This window comes from Rufibacter sediminis, from assembly GCF_014269285.1.
Lineage (GTDB): Bacteria > Bacteroidota > Bacteroidia > Cytophagales > Hymenobacteraceae > Nibribacter > Nibribacter sediminis.
Window position 1 is genome coordinate 28500 of sequence record NZ_JACOAF010000017.1, and the last position, 21897, is coordinate 50396.

General features: G+C 52.9%; 16 protein-coding genes and 1 riboswitch. All 16 genes read right to left on the minus strand.

What is annotated here, in order from left to right; genetic code table 11:
* Positions 1–93: 93 nt before the first annotated feature.
* The 16 genes from H7U12_RS05885 to H7U12_RS05960 all read right to left on the minus strand — a co-directional run bounded on the left by H7U12_RS05885 (position 94) and on the right by H7U12_RS05960 (position 21892).
* Positions 94–1857, minus strand: coding sequence for a family 43 glycosylhydrolase (locus tag H7U12_RS05885; RefSeq protein ID WP_186634422.1), 1764 nt, complete (start codon positions 1855–1857; stop codon positions 94–96).
* Positions 1854–3191 carry a glucoamylase family protein gene (locus H7U12_RS05890; RefSeq protein ID WP_186634425.1) on the minus strand — a complete coding sequence of 446 codons (1338 nt, stop codon included), beginning with the start codon at positions 3189–3191 and terminating at the stop codon, positions 1854–1856. Before H7U12_RS05890 ends, H7U12_RS05885 begins: the two co-directional genes overlap by 4 nt.
* Before the next feature lie 47 nt (positions 3192–3238).
* The gene (locus H7U12_RS05895) at positions 3239–4873 is read right to left on the minus strand and encodes a glucoamylase family protein (protein WP_206683883.1); all 1635 of its coding nucleotides are present in this window, start codon (positions 4871–4873) and stop codon (positions 3239–3241) included.
* Between the two features lie 138 nt (positions 4874–5011).
* Entirely contained in the window at positions 5012–6505 is a 1494-nt protein-coding gene (locus tag H7U12_RS05900) for a RagB/SusD family nutrient uptake outer membrane protein (protein ID WP_186634431.1), read from the minus strand.
* The gene (locus H7U12_RS05905) at positions 6492–9530 is read right to left on the minus strand and encodes a SusC/RagA family TonB-linked outer membrane protein (protein WP_241749179.1); all 3039 of its coding nucleotides are present in this window, start codon (positions 9528–9530) and stop codon (positions 6492–6494) included. The genes H7U12_RS05900 and H7U12_RS05905 overlap by 14 nt, the downstream gene beginning before the upstream one ends.
* An 861-nt stretch (positions 9531–10391) precedes the next feature.
* The gene (locus H7U12_RS05910; protein WP_186634434.1) at positions 10392–13280 is read right to left on the minus strand and encodes a ligand-binding sensor domain-containing protein; all 2889 of its coding nucleotides are present in this window, start codon (positions 13278–13280) and stop codon (positions 10392–10394) included.
* 419 nt (positions 13281–13699) lie between these two features.
* Positions 13700–14794 (minus strand): ACR3 family arsenite efflux transporter, encoded by a 1095-nt coding sequence (gene arsB, locus H7U12_RS05915; RefSeq protein WP_186634437.1) that lies wholly within the window; start codon positions 14792–14794, stop codon positions 13700–13702.
* 147 nt (positions 14795–14941) lie between these two features.
* Complete coding sequence (locus tag H7U12_RS05920; protein ID WP_186634440.1) at positions 14942–15721, minus strand: metallophosphoesterase family protein; 780 nt, start codon at positions 15719–15721, stop codon at positions 14942–14944.
* Between the two features lie 51 nt (positions 15722–15772).
* Positions 15773–16345, minus strand: a complete 573-nt coding sequence (locus H7U12_RS05925) for a DUF6428 family protein (RefSeq protein WP_186634443.1) — start codon at positions 16343–16345, stop codon at positions 15773–15775.
* Positions 16346–16382: 37 nt separating this feature from the next.
* Positions 16383–16715, minus strand: a complete 333-nt coding sequence (locus tag H7U12_RS05930) for an ArsR/SmtB family transcription factor (RefSeq protein ID WP_186634446.1) — start codon at positions 16713–16715, stop codon at positions 16383–16385.
* A 201-nt stretch (positions 16716–16916) separates the two neighbouring features.
* Complete coding sequence (locus H7U12_RS05935; RefSeq protein ID WP_186634449.1) at positions 16917–17096, minus strand: hypothetical protein; 180 nt, start codon at positions 17094–17096, stop codon at positions 16917–16919.
* A 78-nt stretch (positions 17097–17174) separates the two neighbouring features.
* Positions 17175–17477, minus strand: coding sequence for a Trm112 family protein (locus tag H7U12_RS05940; RefSeq protein WP_186634452.1), 303 nt, complete (start codon positions 17475–17477; stop codon positions 17175–17177).
* Positions 17474–18115, minus strand: coding sequence for a thiamine phosphate synthase (locus tag H7U12_RS05945; RefSeq protein ID WP_186634455.1), 642 nt, complete (start codon positions 18113–18115; stop codon positions 17474–17476). The genes H7U12_RS05940 and H7U12_RS05945 overlap by 4 nt, the downstream gene beginning before the upstream one ends.
* On the minus strand, positions 18112–19164 hold the full coding sequence (locus tag H7U12_RS05950; protein WP_186634457.1) for an AIR synthase family protein: 1053 nt from the start codon (positions 19162–19164) through the stop codon (positions 18112–18114). The genes H7U12_RS05945 and H7U12_RS05950 overlap by 4 nt, the downstream gene beginning before the upstream one ends.
* A complete protein-coding gene (locus H7U12_RS05955) occupies positions 19164–19886 on the minus strand; it encodes a class I SAM-dependent methyltransferase (protein ID WP_186634460.1) in 723 nt (240 codons plus the stop codon). Before H7U12_RS05955 ends, H7U12_RS05950 begins: the two co-directional genes overlap by 1 nt.
* A gap of 68 nt (positions 19887–19954) precedes the next feature.
* A riboswitch (TPP riboswitch) is annotated at positions 19955–20052 on the minus strand.
* Positions 20053–20272: 220 nt separating this feature from the next.
* Positions 20273–21892, minus strand: a complete 1620-nt coding sequence (locus H7U12_RS05960) for a RagB/SusD family nutrient uptake outer membrane protein (RefSeq protein ID WP_186634463.1) — start codon at positions 21890–21892, stop codon at positions 20273–20275.
* Positions 21893–21897 lie beyond the last annotated feature (5 nt).

The following is a 21897-nucleotide window of genomic DNA, read 5'->3' on the forward strand; positions in this document are numbered from 1 at the left end:
TCTCCTTCTCCAGCAGCTCTAAAGCCGAAGAAGCGGAAGAAATTTCCTCTGAAGCGTTTTGGGCCTGTTTTCAGGAAATCGGCTTTAAAACGGTTATTTCGATTCCATCACTTTGCTCCGTTCCGAGACGCCGTTCTCGTTAATGGCCTCAATCTGGAAGTAGTACGGCAGTTCTTTGTCCATGCCTTTGTAGTAGTACTCGCCGCTGCCGTGCACCATGATGCAGTTGTAGAGCTTGTCCGGCGCCACGCCCACGTACAGGTTGTAAGCGTAGGCATCGCTCACCTGCGACCACTTGATCCAGGCGCTGCGTTTGTCTTTCTCGGTGCGCAGAATGGTGAGGTCTTTCACCGCCTGGGGCTTTTTACCGTTGCCGCTGCCAAATACCCTGAACCCGCTGATCGCGAATTTGCCGGTGGGCATGTGCAGGTTCTCCAGCTTGAGGTAACGGGCCTGCACCGGTTTGTCCAGCTCAATGTAGTCATGCGGGACATCGGTTTTGTTCTTGCTTTTGTCTACCAGCACTTTCCAGGTTTTGCCGTCCAGGGAATGGTACAGCTTATATTGGTGGTAGATGTTCGTCTGCTTGCCCAGGAATTCCACGTCCTGGTCGGCGTAGTTCAGTTGGATGGCGTTCAAGGTGCTGGGTTGGCCCAGATCGGTCTGGATCCACTCGCCTTTGTTTCCGGTGGCGGCGCTCCAGTAAGTTTTGATGCTCTCATCCACGGCATAGTTGGGCGCGTAGGCCGCCAGCGTGGAGGAAACCGTCACGGGTTTGTTGTAGTTGAGGAGCATCCAGCCGGTGAAGCGGCTTTTGAGGTGATCGGCGGGGCCGTTGGGCAGGTAATGCGGGTAATCGCCGAAGGTGGTGTTGCAGTACAGCACGCCGTCTTTGTCAAAACCCGCCGGCCACACGCCCAGACGGCGCTCAAAGTTGTTTTTCACCGAGATCACCACTGTGGAGACGTGCCACCAGTTGCCCCATTTGTCTTTGAACGAGTTGCCGTGCCCCGCCCCGCGCGCGAACCCGCCCGGCTTGTACGCGAACGGATTATGCGCCTGCGGTTTGAACGGCCCCAGCGGATGATCGCCTACCTGCACGCCATCGGCGTAGCCGCTGAATTCAGTGCCCGGCGCGCCGTACTGCAGGTAATACTTGCCGTTGTGCTTGTCCATCCAGGCGCCTTCCATGAACGGGTCCAGGAAGGTGTTGTCCAGGTACTCCCCAAAACGCTGCCACCCAAACCGCTCGTGGTTCAGCCCGATCATCTCCTTCTTCTCGCCGATGGGTTCAAAGGTTTTGCGGTTGATCTCGATGCCGTACATGGGGTACACGTTGCTGCTGCCCCAGTAGAGGTACAGGCGGTTGTCATCGTCCAGGAAGAAAGCGGGGTCCCAGGCACCCACCTGGAACGGCTCCACGGCCTCTTTCCACTGGTTGGCCTTGGGGTTGGTGCTCATCCAGAGCGGGAAATTCTTCTCGTGCGTGGACCCGAAGACCAGCAGCGTATCGCCCAGCACGAACACCGCCGGGGCGCACAGATCATCGTAGACTTTGTGGTGCGGCTTCAGGAAGGATTTGGAGACGAAGTTCCAGTTGTAGAGATTGTTGCTCCACCAGTATCCCCACTGGTTTGTGGAAAACAGGTAATAATCGCCTTTGTACATCACAATGACCGGATCGGCGGTGGCGCGGTGCTTGCCCGCCTCCGTGAAATGCGGGATGGGCGTGTAGCCGTAATCCAGGTTCATGGGGTTGCAGTAGGTGCGCTGCGGTTTGGGTTGTGCTTTGGCCGGTAGATACATGCCGGCTAAGGCACAAGTCAGGAGAAGAAATAAGATACGGGCTGGTTTCATTTGCTCGCGTTTACGGGTACCTGTGGACTTTCAAAACCCAGTTTCCGAAGGCCGTTCTGCACATCGGGGATGCTCATGAACAGTTTCCAGAGCAGGCCGGTGCGGTGGTTCTCAATCATGACGATGATGGGGCCCTGGTCGATGGCCAAGTGCGAGTTGGCGTACCAGTTGTGGTGCTCACTGAAGGCATCCACAAAGCCGTACTCGGTCCAGGTTTTATCGCCCAACGTGTCATAGAAGTATCGCATCGCTTGCATGGAATACTCGGGCGTGTAGGGAAACGATGACAAAGCCGCTGTGGGGGTGATCACGCCCAGGTCCTCGGTGGGCGAGTGGGCGGCGTAACCCCGGTAGCTGTCGCTGGCGGTGAGGCCCCAAGAGTTCTCAGAGTAGCCTTTGTACTTCTTGGGGTTGTCAATGCAGTAAGCCCGGTTGATGAGCGTGTGGCGTTTGTTCTGCTCCCAGTAATCGGCGTACTGGTCTTTGAGCCCGCGTGGATCCAGCCCCAAAAACGAGTAATGGGCGAAAAACAGCGGCCCGCCGTAGTCAAAGCCCAGCGGCAGTTTGATGCCGTAGAACTCACGGTCGTTGCGGAAGTAGTTGTTCGTGGTCCAGCCCTGGTGGTACACCTGCGGATTGATGCTGAACCGTGGCGAGGAGGCGGCCAAGACGTAGGTGATCAGCCCCTCGTTCCAACCGCGGAGTTGGTGGTTCATGCTCCAGCCGTTGTTGGGGCTCCAGTGCCAGTACAGTACGTTTTGCCCTTGCGTGTGCCAGTTCCATTCAATGCCTTCCCACATCCAGAGAATCTTGTTGCGCACCTGGCTCTCAGTAGGATTGTCTCCGTTGAAGTATTGGCGGGCGCAGAGCAGGCCCTGGAACAGGAAAGAGGTTTCCACCAGGTCGCCGCCGTCGTCTTTTGGGCTGAACCGAATCACCTTGCCCGTTGCACCGTCCAGCCAGTGCGGGAACACGCCGTGGAATTGATCGGCTTTCCAGAGGAAGTTCACGATTTTGAGCATCCGCTCGGCGGCCTGCTGGCGGGTGATCCACTTGCGCTCGGCGGCCACAATGATGCCCATCACCCCGAAGCCAGTGCCGCCGGTGGTCACTACCTCATCGCCGTAGTCAAAGCTCCGGTTGCTCCGCTCGCGGGCCATGCCGCTCACCGGGTGCCCGAAGTCCCAGAAGTACCGGAAGGTCTGGCGCTGCACCAGCTCCATGAGTTGCTCATCGGAGAGATTTTTGGGACGCTTCACGGTGCCTTTCTTCTGGGCGCTCACGCTGCCGCAAAAGAGAAGTAGAATAAGTGCTATGGTAGAGAATTGCTTCATAGTTCCTTCGCTGGTTGTGTTAGTTCTGTTTTGGGGCCGTTTTTCCATTAATGCAGGTAAACCGGCAGTTCTTTGTTGAGGGTGCTGGTTCTGAGTCTGAGTTTGTAGGCCCCCGGTGCCAGTGTTGTCCCGAAATTGACCTGGTACTGCGCTGTGGCTTTGGTTTCATCTTTCCAAAGCGTCTCCATCACGGTGCCGTCTGGTTTCTCCAGGGTCAAGGTCATGGTTCCGGCTTCTTTCACCGCCACGCCTATCCCGTAGGCATCGGCATCGGGGTGTTTGAGCAGATCGTATTGGCCGGTTCTTACCTCCGGAATAGCAAGGTAAAAGCCGGTTTCATAGGTTGGTTTTGAGATACCCGCTTTGGTCAACCCCGCCTGGATTTCCGGCAGTTTGGTGAAAAGACCCCATAAAAGCCCGCTGCGGTAGTTCTCAATCATGGCCACAATGGGCCCCTGGTCAATGGCCAGGTAGTCTCTGCCTACCCAGTTCCGTTGCTTGTTATAGGCATCATAAGGGCCATAGGCACCGATTAGCTGCGTTTTAAGTCCGCCGTACAGATTCCGGAGCACCTGCATGGCGTAAAAGGGGGTATAGGGAAAGGAACTCAGCGCTGCCGTGGGCGTAACGGTGCCGTTGTCATTGGTGGGGCTGTGCGCCGAGTAGCCATCGGGGTCATCAGAGGCGGTGAGGCCCCACAGGTGTTCTGAATAGCCGTAGGCTTTGTTCGCCGAGTAGATGCTGTAGGACCGGTTGATGAGCGTGTGCTTCACATTATGCTGCCAGTAATTCACGTGCTGGTCTTGCATTTGCCGGGGATCAAGGCTCAAAAACGAATAATGGGCGAAAAACAGCGGACCGCCGTAAGATGGCCCGATGTCTAGCCGGTAACCTTCCAGGGTTTGAGTGTTCCGGAAGCCGTTGCCGGTCCAGGAAGTTTGATATACCGCCGGAGAAATGGCGTGGGTGGGAGAGGCCAGCGCCAGCACATACGCAATCAACCCTTCGTTCCAGCCTTGGATGGGCATGTTCATTTCCCAGCCGTAATTGGGGCTCCAGTGCCAGTAGAGTTTGTTGTCATTGCGGGAGGCGTACCAATCCCATTCCACGGTTTCCCAGAGCTGGGTGATCTTGTTCCGGAGTTCGGTTTCTTTGGCATCGGGGCCGTTGAAGTAGGCCCGGGCGGTGAGCAAGCCGTTCACCAGGAAAGCCGTTTCAATCACATCGCCGCCATCGTCTTTGGGGCTGAAGGGAATAACCTTGCCGGTGGTGCCGTTGAGCCAATGCGGCCAAACGCCATGGAACCGATCGGCGGAAGCTAAAAAGTTGCAGAGTTTGAGCAAGCATTCGGTAGCCTCTGGCCGCGTGATGAACCCCCGATGCACTCCCACTACAATTGCCTGAATACCGAAACCGGTGCCGCCACTGGTGACAGTCTCGCCGGAGTTGGTTCTTTCCCGCGCCATGCCGGAGGTGGGGTGCGCGTACTCCCAGAAATACTGGAACGTTTCGCGTTGCACCTTGTCCAAGAGCTCTTTGTCGGAGGCCGTGGAGACGGGAGGAAGCACCGGGTCATCTATAGGTGGTGAATCCGGTTCGTTCTTGTCTTCCTGGCAGGCAAAGGTGATCCAGCCGATCAAAAGACAGCAGATGTAAAACAGGAAGGTTGTCTTTGGGGGCATGGTGTTCATTCTGGTTGTTTACTGGCAGGGCAGATTCATTTTTGTGCCGTTTTAGGAAAACGAGGCCCAAAACAGCTTGGAACTAGGAAGGAAAGACCGGGGCTTCTGCCCCAGTCCTTAACCTAACCCTAATTCAAATTAATAGCCGGGGTTTTGCGTGAGCGTACCACCGCTTAAGGTAATCTGGTTCTGCGGAATGGGAAGTACCTCGTTTTTACCGGCGGTGAAGTTCTTGCCGTGCGCTCGCAGCACCTGTTCGGCGCGTCTCTGGCGCACCAGGTCATAGAACCGCTCGCCGTTTTCCAGGGCCAGCTCTACCCGGCGCTCGTGCCAGATTTTCAGGCGCATGTCTTCCTTGGTGGTGAAGGTGACCGGAGCCAGGCCCGCTCTTTGCCGCACCAGGTTCAGGGAACTCTCCGCTTTGGCGGTCTGGCCCAGTTCATTCGCGGCTTCGGCGTGCATGAGCAATACCTCGGCGTAGCGCAGAATGCGGATGTTCTGGTCTTTTCCGTAGCCGCAAACCTGGGTCACGCTGGATGGCACATACGCTTTCTGGTTGTAGCGCTCGCTTGGGGCGGTGGCGTTGATGACATCGCCTTCGGGCGTGGTTTCGCCGCGGTACAGGATGGTGGCGTCTTTCCGCTTGTCACCGGGTTCAAAGGCGGCCTCCAGGTCTGCTGAAGGCGTAAAGAAGCCCCAGCCGAACTGGCCTCTTACCGACTGGACCTCGGCCCACTGGCTGTTGGAAGCACCGCAGTTGCCGGGCAGCGTCTGGGCCTGAATCTCAAAGATGGACTCCCGGTTGTTTTCGCCCTGTAATCTGAAAATCTGGTAAAAATCAGGCGTCAGGCTATAGCCCAGGCCCATTACCTGCTCGGTGAGGGAGAGCACATCGGCCCACTGGGCCTGGTATAAATTTACCTTCGCCAGCATGCCCAGCGCCGCCCCTTTGGTGGCCCGGCCAACGTCTGCGGCTCCGTAAGCGGTGGGCAAAACGGCAGCGGCTTCGGTTAAATCTTGTTCAATGAAGGCGTAGACTTCTTCCCGGGTGTTGCGGGTGGGGTTCAACTCTTCCGGCGTTACGGGCACCCTTCTCATGATGGGCACGCCCCCGAATGTCCGGACCAGGTTGAAGTAATGGTAGGCCCGCAGGAACTTGGCCTCGGCCAGCAAACGGGCTTTCAAGCCTTCATCCATGGTGATGCCGGGCACGTTGTCCAATACCTGATTGACGAGGTTGATTCCCTGGTATTGCCCTACCCAGTAGCCATTCAGCTGGCCTTCTGTGGGGGTCACCGTGAAGTTGTCATACAGGTTCATGAACTCGGCATCGCCGGGCACGCTTCCTTTATCTGCGTCATCAGAGGTGATGGTGCTGACGGCCAGGTAGGCAAAGGCGATGTTGTTCCATTCCCTCAGGTTCCCGTAGATGGAGTTTACGGCCGATAAAGCCTGGGCCTGCGTCTGGAAGAACTGCGTATTCACGGCCTGTCCTTCTGGCGGAACATCCAGAAAGGAATCACTGCAGGAATAAGATACTCCCAGGGTTAACGTCCCGGCCAGAAGCCAGGATAAGCGTTTTATTTTAGAGGTTTTATTTTCCATGGCGTTCATCTGATTAGAAAGTGACATTTACACCCAGGTTATAGGTGGCAGAAAGGGGGTAGACATTTCTGTCAATACCATAGTCAATAGGGCTGGGGCCTCCCACTTCTGGGGAGAAGCCATTGTAGTCAAAGAGGGTGATGGGGTTCTGGGCGTTGAGGAAAATCCGGAGCCCCTGCATTTTCCATCTGTTTACCATTGTGGTAGGGAAGTTGTAGCCCAGTTGCAGGTTTCTGATGCGCACATAGTCTCCGCTTTCCACATAGAAGCTGTTTGGGTCCAGGTTATTACCGGTCAGGTTGGCTGATGGGTAGCTATTGGAGGTTCCCGGTCCTCTCCAGCGGTTGTCATAGAAGTCCTGGTCGTAGTTCTCGTTTCCGTACCGGGTGTTCCGGTTACCGTTGTAGATGTCTCTGTCGGCCACGCCCTGAATATCCAGCTGCAAGTCAAAGTTTTTGTAGGCGAATCCGGTGTTGATGCCGTAGGTGATGCCCGGGTTAGGGTTGCCCAGAATGACTTTGTCTCGGGAATCTATCACGTTGTCATCGTTGATGTCGCGGTAAATGAAATCACCGGGTTTGGCGTTGGTCTGGGCCGAGGCTGCTATCTCATCTGTGGTCTGGAAAATACCGTCCATGATGTAGCCGTAGAACGACCCGATGGGGTCTCCCACGCGGGAGATGGTGGTGAGATAACCTCCTACGGGGATACTGCCCCCCGCCAGTGAAACATTACCAGTAGAGAGGCTGGTCACTTCATTCTTGTTTCTGGAGAAGTTAGCCCCAATGTTGTAAGAGAAGTCATCGCCCACGGTAGCGTTCCAGCGCACGGCCAGTTCAATGCCTCTGTTTTGGAAGGAAGCGAAGTTGCCCATGATGGAGCTTCTATTGGCTCCAGAAGTACCAATTAGCGGTACCGTGAACACGGCGTTCTCCGTTTTCTTGTTGTACCAATCCACTTCAATGCTTAACTGGTTGTTCAGGAAGCCAAACTCAGCACCTAAGTCGGTCTCTTTCACAACTTCCCACAGCAGGGTGGGTGGTGGGAAATCTGTCAGGTTACCTCCTGGATAGGCAATCCCGTTAAAGAAGGCCACATATCTGGGATCAAAATTCACCACCTGGCTCGTAATGTTGGAGGGAACGTTGTTGTTCCCCAGTTTCCCCCAACTGGCTCTTAGTTTCAAGAAATTAAGGGTCTCTTGGTTTTGCATGAAGGATTCCTCGGTGACTACCCAGCCCAACCCGATGGAAGGGAAATAGTCATACCGATCACTTTCCGGGAACTTAGAGGAGCCATCATACCGCAGAGTGGCGGTCAAGAGGTACCTGCCCATCAAAGAATAGTTGATCCGGCCAAAATAAGACTGGAACTTCTCCCTGCCTGCGCTATTGAAGGCTAACAAAGTGGTCTGGTCACCGTTGCCCAAGTACAGGTTCGCTTCGGTTTCATAGTTTACTCCTTTCACAGAACCCCCCAGGGTCTCGTTGAATGCTTCCTGCGCAGAGGTTCCGGCCAGAATGGTAAACTCATGGTCTCCCAAGGTTTTCTGGAACGTCAAGGTGTTTTCCCAGAGCCAGCTGTTCGCTTTGCTTCTGCTTCTGGTGAGCGAACTGATCTGCGCTTTCTGAACCGTGGTTAAGGAGTCTTCTGACTGAAAGTTTCTGAACTCATTGATGGCGTAATCAAGCCCCAGGCTGGTTCTGAAGGTAAAGCTGTTGAGGAAGTTCCACTCCCCGAAGACGTTACCGGTTAAGCGCTGGCCGTTTGATTTCTGGTTATACCAATCCAGGGAGGCCTGCGGGTTGGCAAAGTTCCCGATGGGGTAATCTGCGGGGTCACCGTAATTACCGTTTGCTTTTCTGACGGGCAGAACCGGTGGCGCCACAAAGGCCTGGTAGAAAATATCCCCGGGGATGTCAGTTGATTTGTACCCCGAGAAGATACCGCTGTAGCCCACTTTTATCTTGTCAGTCAGCTTTAGATCGGTTTGTAACCGGGCGGTAAGCCTTTCATACTCGTGCCCTTTCACTACGCCTTCCTGGTTCAGGTAACCGGCACTCAGGCTGTAGGTTGCTCTGTCAGTGCCGCCGGAGGCTGAGACCTGGTGGTTCTGGATGTTAGCCGTCTGCAGAATTTCATCAAACCAATCGGTATTGGGTAAGTTGGAGCCAATGGTGCCCGGTGCGTTCTTTTCATTGTACAAGGTGGCGTACTCCTGGGCATCGGTCATTTCCAGTTTGTTGGTCACTCGCTGTACCCCCACAAACCCGTTGTAGTTGATTCTGGGTGCGCCGGTTTTGCCGCGTTTGGTAGTGACAAGAACTACCCCGTTGGCCGCCCTGATACCGTAAATAGAGGCGCTGGAGGCATCTTTCAGGATCTCCATAGACTCAATATCCGCTGGGTTCAGGAAACTGAGGTCAGATACAAAGGTTCCATCCACCACATACAAGGGTTCCAGTCCGCCCTGAGCTGAGCCTACGCCCCTGATTCTCACCTGCGGAGAGGCACCCGGCGCGCCGGAGTTGGTGACCTGCACCCCGGCCACTCTTCCCTGGATGGAGCTTACCGGGTTTTGGGACGACTGCCGCTCAAATTCCTGGCTCTTCACCGAAGAGATGGAGCCTGTCACGTCCCGTTTCTGCTGGGTGCCGTACCCCACCACCACTACCTCTTCCAGGGCTTTGGCGTCCTGAAGCAAGGTGACATTGATAGAAGATTGCGTACCCACCGGAACTTCCTGAGTAAGGAACCCGATGTAGGAGAACACCAGGGTGCCATTGTTGTCTGGCACTGGAATGGAATAATTCCCGTCCACGTCTGTGGCGGTGGCCGTGGTGGTGCCTTTCAGAGCAACTGATACGCCAATCAAGGGAGCTCCTCCGCCGCTAACTTTACCAGTTATGGTTCTTTGCTGGGCGGCTGCCTGCTCAATGTTCAACATCAGGAAGGCGACCAACAGCATCAGAAAAGAAGACGCTTTCCTCTTTTGCCACTGGTGTCGCCCTCTTTGAGAGGCCAACTGTTCTTTAGGTAAAAAGTCTGTCATATGAGAAGGATTAGAGGGTAGATAGATAAGCTAGGAATAAGTGTTTCATAGGTGTTGGAACTAGGGTATACACGCTGCTGAACTTGCTCAAAAGTGAACACATATCACCTCAAAGACTAATAAAGGACCTCAACAATGCTACACGGTTTGCGAATTTGTTAAAAGTGTCGTTTTGGAAATGGTTCTTACTGATATATACGTATTTATAAGCCTGTATTGGTGTGGTTTTGTCAATGCTGTGAGGGCTGTGTGCCTTGCATGAGAGGTAATGATGTAGTGTTTTTAGGCGATTTTGCTGGACTGTTGCCCTAACTGCAGGTGGTTAGTTCCGCCCAATAGTTTTTGAAGTAGCAATCCACCAGGCTTCAGCCCGGAAAACCGGAAGCTGTGTGGTTGATCCGAGGACTTCAAAGGAGGGTAACAGTAACAAGAGAGGTGTGAGCCAGAGAGGTAGAGGCAGGCCGTACGAGAGGAGGAGCACGACGTATGGAGCCACCCTTTACCGGAATACCGGTTTAGTTTCACCACTCGTTTTAGAGCCGTTTTCTGGAAATAAGCTTTAAAGTAAATTCAGCGTGAGATGACTTCTGCGGCAGGCAGAAAGAAGAAATATTCCAAATTCTCAGCACGGGCGCTGATCATCCGGGGGAAGTAGCATAGCCTTAGGCGCAACTTGCAGAAAGAATTGAAAGAAAAAGGCCCATCGGTTTTGAGGCTGTTTTTATAAAACAGCCTCAAAACCGATGGGCCTGGAATGAATCAAATAGACATCCATCAGGAGGAAATAGCTACGAGTTGGCTTTGTCCTGCAACAGACCTATCGCGTAGTGATTTCTCCTGAGGCCGAGGTTTGGTTTGCCCCTATACCTCCATCAGAAACTCCACCAGATTTCGTTCATGGTCAAGGTTCAGCTTCTTGCGTAGCCGGTATCGCCTGATTTCTACGCCCCGGAGGGTAATGTTGAGCAAAGAGGCAATTTCCTTGCTGTTCATGTTCATCCGGAGGTAAGCGCACAATTTCAGGTCATTGGGGGTGAGATCACCGTGCCGGCATTTCAGTTTCTTGAAGTAGTTCTCGTGGGCTTCATTGAAGCTGGATTCAAACAGGTTCCAGTCATAATCCTCGGTCATGCCGTCTTTGATGACTTTCTGGATTCGCTTCAGCTGGTCATCGCCCAGTTTCTTTCCGCTTTGGTCCTTCAGCTGCAGAATCTCCTCCCTGATGTTGATCAGGAGCTCGTTTTTGGAGACAATGTTCAGGGCCGAATTAGCCAGCTCCCGGCTTTTAGACGCTAATTCAGACTGTAGCTGCTCGTTCCGGAACTTGATCAGTTTCTGTTCATTGATGATGGCCTCCTGCCGGAGATACTCTTCTTTCTCTTTCTCCAATTTCAGCCGGATGCGCTCTTTGTCACGCTGCAGCTTCTGGCGGTACAGGTGCCTGAAAAGCAGCAGCAGCAGGATTCCCGCCAGCACATACCCTACCATGGCCCACATCGTGGCATACCAGGGAGGCGCAATTGTGAAGGCCAGCTCCGTCACCGGCGATTCAGTGTCAAGGTCTATCCGGGCCTTCACCAGCAGCTTGTAATCGCCTTGGCGCAGGTTGACGAACTCTTTGTGGGTGGCACTGCTCCAATCTGACCATTTCTGCGAATATCCTTCCAGAAAGTAGCGGAACTGCGGTTTGGTCTGCCCGAAATATGGGAGTGAATACGCAATCCCGACGCTGTTCTTACGGAAAGGAATCTCCAGACTGCGGTTGCCATGCTCCTGGAAAATATCGGCCTCGTCCTGGCTGTTGTACACTTTCCGAATCAGGACCTGGGGCAGCGTCTTTTTCCGCTGGGGTTGGACATCGGTGTTGTACACCACAAAACCATCGTCAATGCTGATGAGGTAAATGGAGTTGCTGATGCGGCTGATGTTCTCGTAATACTGCACCATGCGCCCGTTCAGCATGCTGAAAGGGCTGGAACTCATCTCCATGGTGCCCGGCCGCGAGAGGTTGACCAGCGCCACCTTGCCATGGTTGATAAACCAGTACCGGTCATCGGCGGCCCTGATGATGCGGTTAGAAGAAGCGAAGGAACCCAGCTTTTTGTTCAGCTGGGTGTATTTGGAGAACCGGTCGCTGATCTCGTCATAGACGTGGAAACCGGCATCAGAGGAAAACACGATTCGGCTGTCTAGCCGGAACACGTTGATCTGGTAATCTTTGGGCAGGCCGTGCGCCTTTGCGTAATGTTTGGAGCTGGTCACGCTGGTCAGGTCACTGCTCAAAGCCAGGCGGTACAAGCCTTTGTAGGCGTGGCTCACCCAGATATGCCCCGAGTTGTCCTGCTCCACGCACCGGGAGGGCTCGTCAAACCCCTTTACCTGATGCGAGAAAACCCAGTTGCCCTGCGGGTCTTTCCGGTAGAGCACCAATCCGTTATAAGTGCCCTGAATCAGCAGATTGGGGTGGGAGGGCAGCCGTTTAATGGTCCATCCGCCTTTGAAGTCTGAAATCTTCACCAGGGTGTTTCCCTCTACCCTGAACGTGCCGTCGTTGTGGCCGCAGAGCAGTTGATCGTCCAGCAGGGCCAGGTCCCATACCTGCCCCTGGGAGCCTTCAATGATCTTGAAATCAAAGGATTGGTACGGCCGCGTGCTGCCAGAAAGCCATTCGCTGTAGAAAAGCCCCTGGTTGGTGCCCAGATAAATCTTGCCCTTGTGGATGATGCTGGAGTAAACCGTCCCAAATTTTCCTGTCTTATCGAAGTAAAAGTAAAAAGGGGAGTTCACTTCAATGCGGTCGATGCCGTTGTCTAGCCCCGCCCACAGGTTCTGATCCTGATCGGCGAACAGATTCAGGACGGTGTTGTTCTGCAACCCGATGGATTTGTTCACCAGGTGGACAATGTTGCCTGCCCGGTCCAGAATCACCAGCCCGTTCAGGATGGTGCCGTACACCAGGTACTTGTTCTGGAGTAGGACACCGTTGTTGAGTTGGTTCGTTTTCAGGTAGTCATTGGCCTGGTTCTGCCAAGGCGAGACCGTTTTCCCGTCGTACAGGAAAAGTCCGTTCTTTGCCGTGCCAATGACATATTGGCCCTCCGCCAGCGGAAGCACCGAATGGATGCCGGTAAGGGCGCTGGAGGCGGCAACAGGATGCAGACTGTCTTCTTTGAGTTCATAAAGGCCCTTGGATAAAACTTCTACAAAATATCGGTTATGGGCTTTAAACAGGAACAGCAGGGTGTTGGGCCCTTTCACGACCTTTATTTTCCCCTGCTCATAGATATAGATGGCCGAGAACGACTGAAAGAGCACCCTGTTTTCTTCTACATGAATCTTCCATATCTCGTCTTTGAGAACGTTTTTCTGGGGCACGAGCGCGGTGAGCGAGTGGTACACAAACTTCCCCTGCTCGTTGTGCTGCCAATACCCCAGCTCCCCGAAACCGCCGGCATATACCCGACCGGTTTGGTCGGCGGCCACGGCCCGCACAATGACTTTGTTGGGCATGGGGTACGTCTGCCAGGATTGCCCGTCATAGGCCAGCAGCCCTTCTGAGTTGCCGTAGTACATTACCCGGTCTTTCCCCTGGGAGATAGACCAGTTCTGGTTACCCGCCTGGTAGAGCAGTTTGGAGTAGTTCTGCACAAAAGGAAAGCTGGAACTTCGCCCAAGCAGGGGCCACACGGTTAAGGCGCAGAACAGCAACGCCCAACCTAAAACCCCACAGATCTTATTCTTCGCTCTCATTCCTGTTGACAATGATGCCATTTCGTTTTTTCAATGCCTCCAGATACAGACACTGAGTTGTCTGGGTGCTTGGCGCAGCTGCTCTTTTGCCAGGAAAAGAAGACAACTGAGCCGGAAAGGCCCAGCCCAACCCTGCTTGCTGCCTAACGCATGTCGCTGAATTTCCCGTTTAGCCCTTAAAAAGTAAAGAAAGGAAGGGGATTACGCCATGGTTTGTGTTCACAGAGGTTAAAAATAGGCAATCTTGGCGCAAAATAGAGAGGTTTTTTCTCCAAAAAGATAAAATGCGTGCTGGAGGAGAAGCCTGCGGGAATGATCCGTTCCGGTATTGGTACGTGAGAGCCTCGGGTTCTCCCGTTTTAAGCCCGTTTTGAGGAAAAGACCCTTAAAACGCGGCCCCTGAACAGGAGGTTGGTTGCTTACCGCGGTTCTTCCACGGGAGAAGAAGTGAGCAGCGGCTCGGTACCGTAATACTTTCTCCGGAACCAGTAGGCCACGTTCACCAGACCAATTAAAGCCGGGACTTCAATCAACGGACCCACCACGCCGGCGAAGGCCTGTCCGGAGTTGAGCCCGAACACGCCGATGGCTACCGCAATGGCCAGTTCAAAGTTGTTGCCGGTGGCGGTGAAGGCCACGGAGGCGTTCTGGGCGTAGTTGGCGCCTAGGGCTTTGCCCAGGTAAATGCTCACCACAAACATAATGGCAAAGTAAATCACCAGCGGCACCGCAATGCGCAGCACATCCAGCGGAATGGTGACAATCAGGTTACCCTTCAGACTGAACATGACCACAATGGTAAACAGCAGCGCGATAAGCGTAATGGGGCTGATGGCCGGAATGAATGTTTGGGTGTACCAGGCCTCGCCTTTCAGTTTGCGTAAGATTAGCCGGGACAGAAAACCTAGCAGAAACGGAATGCCCAGGTAAATAAACACACTCTCGGCGATGGCACCCATGCTGATGTCCACCACTTTCCCCTCCAGCCCGAACCACGTGGGCAGCACGGTAATGAAGATGAACGCGAACAGGCTATAAAACAACACCTGAAAGATACTGTTGAAGGCGACCAGGCCGGCGGCGTACTCGCGGTCCCCCTCGGCCAGCTCGTTCCAGACCAGCACCATGGCGATGCAGCGGGCCAGCCCGATCAGGATGATGCCCACCATGTACTCGGGGTAATCCCGCAGGAAGATAATGGCCAGCAGGAACATGAGAATGGGCCCGATGATCCAGTTCAGCACCAGCGACAGCGTAATCACCTTCACGTTTTCAAACACGCGGCCCAGTTGCTCATACTTGACCTTCGCCAGCGGCGGGTACATCATCAAAATCAACCCGATGGCGATGGGGACATTCACGGTGCCCACCTGGAAGGAGTTGATAAACGTCTCGGTGCCCGGATACACGTACCCCAGGAGTACGCCCGCGCCCATGGCCACAAAAATCCAGACGGTGAGGAAGCGATCCAGGGTGGAAAGGCGTTTCCGTTTATCTACGGTGCATTGACTCATACTATTCTAGCAAAAGGTAAAGAACAAAAAAAGCGTTTTAGGCGTGTTTTCCTGAAAACAGCCTTATTTCGTTTGGCGGCTGTTTTCAGGAAAACAGGCCTAAAACAGAACATAAGCTCGGTTGAAGCGCCGCGCCGGACGTTTGCCTTAGGCGGTGCGCAACATCTGGGCAAACGCATTGGGGAGCGGACTCGCCTCCACGGCCTGGGCGGCTTTCTCCACGTCATAGGGTACCCGCACAAACTCCACGTGGATGCTTTCCTTTTGGGTGAGCTTGCTGTCTGGGGTCAGTTCCAGAATCACATAGCCAGCCCTGGGGTCTCCGTCCTTGGGTTTGCCTACTGAGCCGATGTTGATGGCGTGCCGGTACCTGGTCTGGCTTTGGTGTTCATAGGGCAGCACGCGGTGGTAAGGTTTGTGCGTGTGGCCGAAGAACAGAAGATCAGCGTTGGCTTCCTCCATCAGGCGCAGAAAGCTTTTCTCGGGGCGGTCTTCAAACAGGTACTCGTTTATCTTGCGCGGGCTGCCGTGCACCAGCAGCAGCTCCATCCGGTTTTCTTCCCGGGAATCGTCCAGAAACGTGAGCCGGAGGTGGCGCGGGAGCATGCGCAGGTACTGGCGGGTTTCCTCCGTGACGATGCGGTTGGTGAAATCAATGGACTGCTGGCCCAGGTCTTTCTCCGTATCGGTTTTGTAGGCGCAGCCGCAGTTGGGGCTGGCCAGGCCCACACCTTCGTCATAATTCCCCGCGATGGTGGGAATTCTCCGTTTCCGGATTTCGGCCACTACCTCATTGGGCCAGGGCGCGTAGCCCACCAGGTCGCCCAGGCAGTAAAGGGCATCCAGGTTTTGGGTGTCCATGTGGGCCAGCACGGCTTGCAGCGCGGGAAGATTGGCGTGCACGTCAGAGAAAAGCGCGATTCTCATGGTAACGTTTTAGGGGTGATTTTACAAAAAGAGCCTGATTCTGGAAATGCTTTAGCAGCAGCCGGAGCCCGGCGTGCAGCTGTCTCCCGGAAAGGTGGTTAGCTCTACCAACTGAACTTTCTTTTTCTCCGCCGATGGAGCAGGAGCGCAGCATTCCTCACCCGAGGCTGTGGTGCCGCAGCTGCCGCCCCGCTCAATGGCTTTGCATTGGGTAGCATCTGGCGTGAGGTTGACGACCAGGTTGCCGTCCGTTACCGTGAACGCAGCCGGATACATCTGGCGGGTGTCAAACTGGGAGTTCCCGAACTCAATCTTCACCGTGCCCAGTGGGTTCAGCGGCAGAACTTTCTCTACCACGGCGATGATAGAAAGTGCCTTGCTCACCGGCATGGCCTGGGTGTCATCGGTTTGGCTGGGTTCCCATAGCTGCACAATGATTTCGGTCCAGCTGTTCATCTGGCCGCCGCAGTCCACGGAGACAATGGGCGCCTGTTTGATCTCTGTGATGTGGTACGAGGCGTCTACCCATTTGTCCTGGGCGTACTGAAACTGGAGCGTTAAGGCCTCGTTTTTGGAAAGTTCGCTTTTAAACGCCTGCCAGGTGAGAAGATTGGAGTTTTTCATATGATTGCAATTTTACGATGAATGAAAGTAAATTTTTTTAGCAGCAAGTATCCTGGCATGCGATGAGGCTGGAGAACATCTGGAAGAAAATATCCCGTACTTCTTCCCATTTCTGCTGGTCTATGCAGTAGCAAACACTGGTGCCCTCCACGGTGCCTTTAATAAGGCCCACGGCTTTGAGTTCTTTCAGGTGCTGCGAAACCGTGGCCTGGGCTAAGGGCAGTTCCCCCACCAGATCGCCGCAGATGCAGGTCTGTTTCTTGAGCAGGTACTGGAGAATCGCAATTCGGGCCGGGTGCGCCAGCGCCTTCGCGTATCCCGCCACCAGGTTCTGCTCCTCGGTGAAATTCTGTGTTTTGGTTACTCCCATCGGGTGGACTGTTTATTTATCGTAAAGATACGATGAATGGTGGTGAAAACAAACGACCTCTTTCTTTTTTATACCTTCCAAGTAAAAGGAGTAGAGAGAAGGAAAGGATTTCAGGTGGGCAGGCTATGGGTTTCGCTTTGTGCGTTTGGTCTGCTGTTGCGGGTTAAGGCGGCACCAACATCAGGAGCGGCGGTGCCAATCCTAGAAGGTGGGCCGAACGGAGATTTCATGGTCACAGTCTCTGTGGCTTTTCTCATAGGCGAGCAAAGAGCGCAGCTGCTCTACGGTCACGTTGGGTAAAATAACGTCATCATCTGCTTCATGCAGGTCTGCCACGCCAATAGGAATCAGTACATGGCAGGGCTCCAGGTCCACGGCCATGTACCTTACCTTACGGGACTGAACGTCAACGGGAGTTCCTCCCCCTCGCCAATCGTTCTGCTTATCAGTCGCCTTGTATCAAGAAATCAGGACAGGTGGATCACTGCCTTTCTCAGGGTTCAAGAAGCGGAAATTCTCAATCTGCCTACCCTGGAGGTAAGGTTTCCATTTGTCTAGCAAGGGTTGTTCCAGCTTGTATTCGCGGTACTCGTCTGGGCTCATGATGGGAATGCCTTTTACAATAGGATAGACCCGTAAACAGGTGCTGCACGCCAATAGCCCTTCCAGAATATTGCCAGACGGGCTTTGGGTAATCACGGTAAGTTCTATATCTGATTTGTCAAAAGGACAGCACAGCTTCTCAATGGTTTCTAATTTCATGGGTTGTTTTTAGGTAATCTTCTCAGGTATTCTTTCACCGAGGCACTTGGGTTATCAGCATTCATGATGCCGGAGATAACCGCTACCCCGTCGTACTCCAATCCGGCCAGTAGCGGCAGGTTATCAGGCTTGATTCCGCCCGCCAGAAATACGGGCATAGAACTTATCTTTTTCGCCCTGGTTATGGATTCAAAGGTGACCAGTTCACAGCTCGTGCTGGTAGCCGACGGGAAGACCGAGCAAAAAGAGATATAGTCTAGCTGCTTTTCATGCGCCCAGATAATCAATGCTTCATCATTACCGCACGTGAGGCCGGTAAGGAAGGGCCGGTGCACGGCTTTCTTAATAGCCGCAAAATCATCTGGAATAGCATCAAAATGAACGCCGTCCAGGGCTGTGTCCAGAAGGAACTCCCACTGGTTGTTGATGAGTACCGGCACCTCTTTGGCATGGCACAGGTGTACTATTTTCTGGATAAGCCCGTAGACCTTCTGCCCGGCATAAAAGTTATCCCATAGCTGCACGGCCGCCAGTTCTTCTTCCAGAACAACCTCCAGCTTACGCAGCAATGCCTTTTCCTCCATAGCAGGATCTACCACCAGGTAGATTCCCGAAGCTATCTTCCGCGTTTGGGTCATTTCCATCCTGCTTTGTACGCGTTGAAGAAAGCGGCCCAGTACGGGTCTTCCGCTTGATAGACCAGGTCCTGTTCCACCCCGTTTTGAGTCAGTTTTATGCCATAGTCTTTTTCCTTGATCTCCCCCACCTCTACACACGGTATGTTTTCACGACGCAAGCGCTCAATTACCGATGGCGCCGTTCCCTTCTGGCAACAGATAATCATGGAACCCGCCCCAACAGAATAGCGCGGATCTATGGAAAACAGACGGCAAATCTCATGCTGCACGTGGCCCACAGGAAGTTGCTCATTATAAATAACTGCCCCGTTGCCGGAGGCACACGCCAGTTCATAAATGGCTCCCAGCAAGCCGCCCTCTGTGACATCATGCATGGCTGTTACCGCGCCCGGCCGGTTTTCTCCTACCGCCGTGAGCGCATCTTTGAGCGAGGAAGTTTGATAGAACAGGCTACAGGCCTTCTGGTAATTTTCTATGCCAATTTTGTTCCGGACGGTTTCAGGAAAGCTCATGGCCAGAATGGCCGAGGAAGAGATTGCGGCTTCTTTGGTGACTAAGATGGAGTTGCCCGCTTGGGCATATTGGGAAACCAGCACCTCTGCCTTGGGAGCCACCGTGATAAACGTTCCGCCCCCGGCAATAGTGGAGTTTTGACCTTCCATAAAGCCTGTGTGCCCCCCGGTGATCGCCAAGCCGATTTCTGTGCAGAATTTATCAATGTACTCCCAATAGATTTTGAAGTCATTCTTTGAGATAGCCGCGGGAAGATTCAGCACGAATTGCCCGTACATAGGGGCGAACCCGGTAGTAGCCATGTCATTGGCCATCAGGTGCACCGAAAGCCAGGCTGATTCCTCCAGCCCCAGTGAAGGAATAAGGGACAAGGGATCACTTGTGACCGCCATTGCCATTTGGCCGGGTAAATCTATGAGGGACACGTCTACCCCAAAGTAAGGTCCCACCCGCACCTCTTCTCGTTTAGCGCCGCATTTTGAGAGAACCAACTGCTCAAAAGCCACATGGCTGATTTTACCAGAAGTATCGTTCATTACTTGGCATCATGTAGTGTGACATACAACCCGAAGAAATCGCCATAGGGCAAACTCCACTGCTGCACTGGAAACCATTTTGGCAAGCCGGTACACGTCCATTCAATGGAATATTCCCGTCCGGCCAGGGCTTGGTGAATGATCTCCATGAGTTTCTGCGGGGTGTAAAAAGTAGCCGTCACGTAGAAAGGATTCTTCCCGAACAACTGCTGCACCCGCCTTCTGGCCACTTTGGGCGAGTTTCGGTTCATCATGCCCATGGCAATTCCGTGCCGGGCTACCCGGGCCGCCTCCCTGATCACCTGCACGGGGTCTTTGTAGTATTCAAACGTGGTGATAAACGCCAGGGCGTCAAAGGTGTTGTCTTTGAAAGGCATGTGGTGGGAGTCTGCCATGACCAGGTCACCGTCAAATAAATGGATGGCTTGTGAGAGCATGAGGGGCGAAATATCACCACCGGTGGCTTCTATTCCTATCTCTTTCCACCATCTGGTAAAGCGGGTGGTACCGCAGCCAAATTCCAGCAGGGTTTTTACCCGGGTATCTTTCGACACCAGTTGTTCCATGACCTTCTTCTGCCAGACTTCGGCGCGTTTGTACCGTCCTTCGTACCATTGCTCGTACGTGTCTGTATGGGCTCGGTTAAAGAACCATTCTGGTCTGTTCTGCCAGTTCTGCTGCGTTTGGGGGAGTAATCCGGCGGTGTGTTTCTCTAGCTCCATGGTACGTATTGTTGTAAAACAAAAAATCCATTCAATTGGGCAGACCAACGGAATGGAGTATACAAAGGAGTCCTTTCATCCTGCATCCCTACGTTGGCATTATCCAAATCAGGTGTCGGGTATCATCTCAGCCTACGTTTTCACGTGGGCACCCCGTGCATTTATATGGAGCATAGTTACTGAATTATTCTCAATTCAGGCTATTTTTAAATGGAAAGATTAAATCAAAATATTTTATAGTCCTGGCCAGTACAAATATGTGGAAGCTAACATGACGGCCAGAAAAAAGCCCGGGGGTAGTAGCCCCCGGGCATCTGTTAGTAAAATGGATTGAAGGAGAAGGTCCTTTGATTATAGAAAATATTTTCAATCCGTAATCATAAACACTACCCTTGTGGGTATCCTGGGTTTTGAACCAATTTAGTATTTTTCTGAAGTTCTACCCTGGGAATTGGATATAATGATCTGTATTCACTGTTAGGAGTATGAGAAAACCAAGACTTTTTAGTGAAAACGTTGAAACGGATCATGTCTTGTCTTCTCCTGCCTTCCTGTGAAAATTCCCAGCCAAGCTCATCCAGCATTCTACCGTACATAATGTCGCGTCCTTCTTCATCTGTAGAGGTGGTATGGTTTCTTAAACCGTAATCATACGTACTGCCCTGCATTAGTTCAGCACCGGTCACGACAGCTTTTGCCGGATTGCTTTTGAAATAGCGCTGCCTGATTTGAGTTACAATCGCAGCTGCTTCATCTGCCCGTCCAGTTCTTAGTAACGATTCTGCTTTCATGAAAAGGACATCGGAATATCTGAGCAAAGGAAAATCGTTATTTAAGATATTGGTGCTCTCTGGCTTGATCTCAAATTTCCCTAACCTAAAGCCATCAAACATATTAGATCTATCAACACCAGCAATCTCATTAACATAAATGAGCGGTGTGCCTCCGGCGATGATAGGCTGTCCCGCAGCCGTATACTGCTGCCCCTGAATCCAGTCTGTTTTGAGCCTGATATCATCTGGGTCATAAGAGCTTACAAACTGTGGAATCGCAGCCATTCCTCCCCATGGAGTCGATTTTAAATTATAGGTAGCCTGGCTCTCTGGGGCCAATGTTTGCAAATGGAAGTCGAATGCGTTCCAGTTTGTGGTATATTTCTCATCAATCGGAATGCCAAAAATTATCTCCTTTGACCCTTCATTGCTTGTTCTGAAAACATCTTTATGGTTGCTCTCTAATATAAACCCGGCACCGCCATTGATAATTTCATCACACGTATTGACACACTCTTGCCAGGCTGGAGTACCGGAATATACTTGAGCGTTCAGGTACATTTTGGCCAACAGCGTCAGGCCTGCCCATTTGTTGAATCGCCCATAGGTAGATATATCATTCTTGGTGCTAAGCAATGGGATGTTGTCTTTCAGTTCTTTGACAATGAATTCATATACTTGCTTTCTGGTACTCTGCTCAGGCAGAAATCCTTCAGGTAGGTCAAAACTTGTAACGATAGGAACATTCCCATACATGTCGCAGAGAAGATAATAGTAATAGGCCCGCAATACCTTTAGTTCGGCAATGGTGGCTTCCTTCTCTGTTGCCAAGGGCACCAGGCCAGTCTCTATTTGATAAAGGAGTCTGTTCGTATTGGTAATTCCCGCAAAAGTCCGGTTCCACGTTTGGATAACTATAGGATCGTCTGTCGTCCATTTGTGCTCATGTAATCGACGGAAAACTCCTCCATCTACCCAGCCATTAGGACGCGCAGGGATAACGATCTGGTCAGCTGACACTTCTTGCGCTCTCCAGGTACCGTCCCAGTCAAGAAGGATAAATCGCATATTGGTATATGCCCTTCCAACAAGGGCAGCAACGTCTGAAGCTTTAGGATCGAATTCAGAAGAAAGAATTTCGGTGAAACTCTCATCCTCCAGTTGGGTGCAATTGGTACTTGATAGTGCAAGTAGTATTGCCAGCGCTGAGGTATATATGCTCCTAGTTTTCATGATGC

Excerpts from the sequence above, each read along its gene's own strand:
- H7U12_RS05885 (WP_186634422.1), bottom strand. The coding sequence starts at position 1,857 with ATGAAACCAGCCCGTATCTTATTTCTTCTCCTGACTTGTGCCTTAGCC.
- H7U12_RS05890 (WP_186634425.1), bottom strand. The coding sequence starts at position 3,191 with ATGAAGCAATTCTCTACCATAGCACTTATTCTACTTCTCTTTTGCGGC.
- H7U12_RS05895 (WP_206683883.1), bottom strand. The coding sequence starts at position 4,873 with ATGCCCCCAAAGACAACCTTCCTGTTTTACATCTGCTGTCTTTTGATC.
- H7U12_RS05900 (WP_186634431.1), bottom strand. The coding sequence starts at position 6,505 with ATGTCACTTTCTAATCAGATGAACGCCATGGAAAATAAAACCTCTAAA.
- H7U12_RS05905 (WP_241749179.1), bottom strand. The coding sequence starts at position 9,530 with ATGACAGACTTTTTACCTAAAGAACAGTTGGCCTCTCAAAGAGGGCGA.
- H7U12_RS05910 (WP_186634434.1), bottom strand. The coding sequence starts at position 13,280 with ATGAGAGCGAAGAATAAGATCTGTGGGGTTTTAGGTTGGGCGTTGCTG.
- arsB (WP_186634437.1), bottom strand. The coding sequence starts at position 14,794 with ATGAGTCAATGCACCGTAGATAAACGGAAACGCCTTTCCACCCTGGAT.
- H7U12_RS05920 (WP_186634440.1), bottom strand. The coding sequence starts at position 15,721 with ATGAGAATCGCGCTTTTCTCTGACGTGCACGCCAATCTTCCCGCGCTG.
- H7U12_RS05925 (WP_186634443.1), bottom strand. The coding sequence starts at position 16,345 with ATGAAAAACTCCAATCTTCTCACCTGGCAGGCGTTTAAAAGCGAACTT.
- H7U12_RS05930 (WP_186634446.1), bottom strand. The coding sequence starts at position 16,715 with ATGGGAGTAACCAAAACACAGAATTTCACCGAGGAGCAGAACCTGGTG.
- H7U12_RS05935 (WP_186634449.1), bottom strand. The coding sequence starts at position 17,096 with ATGGCCGTGGACCTGGAGCCCTGCCATGTACTGATTCCTATTGGCGTG.
- H7U12_RS05940 (WP_186634452.1), bottom strand. The coding sequence starts at position 17,477 with ATGAAATTAGAAACCATTGAGAAGCTGTGCTGTCCTTTTGACAAATCA.
- H7U12_RS05945 (WP_186634455.1), bottom strand. The coding sequence starts at position 18,115 with ATGACCCAAACGCGGAAGATAGCTTCGGGAATCTACCTGGTGGTAGAT.
- H7U12_RS05950 (WP_186634457.1), bottom strand. The coding sequence starts at position 19,164 with ATGAACGATACTTCTGGTAAAATCAGCCATGTGGCTTTTGAGCAGTTG.
- H7U12_RS05955 (WP_186634460.1), bottom strand. The coding sequence starts at position 19,886 with ATGGAGCTAGAGAAACACACCGCCGGATTACTCCCCCAAACGCAGCAG.
- H7U12_RS05960 (WP_186634463.1), bottom strand. The coding sequence starts at position 21,892 with ATGAAAACTAGGAGCATATATACCTCAGCGCTGGCAATACTACTTGCA.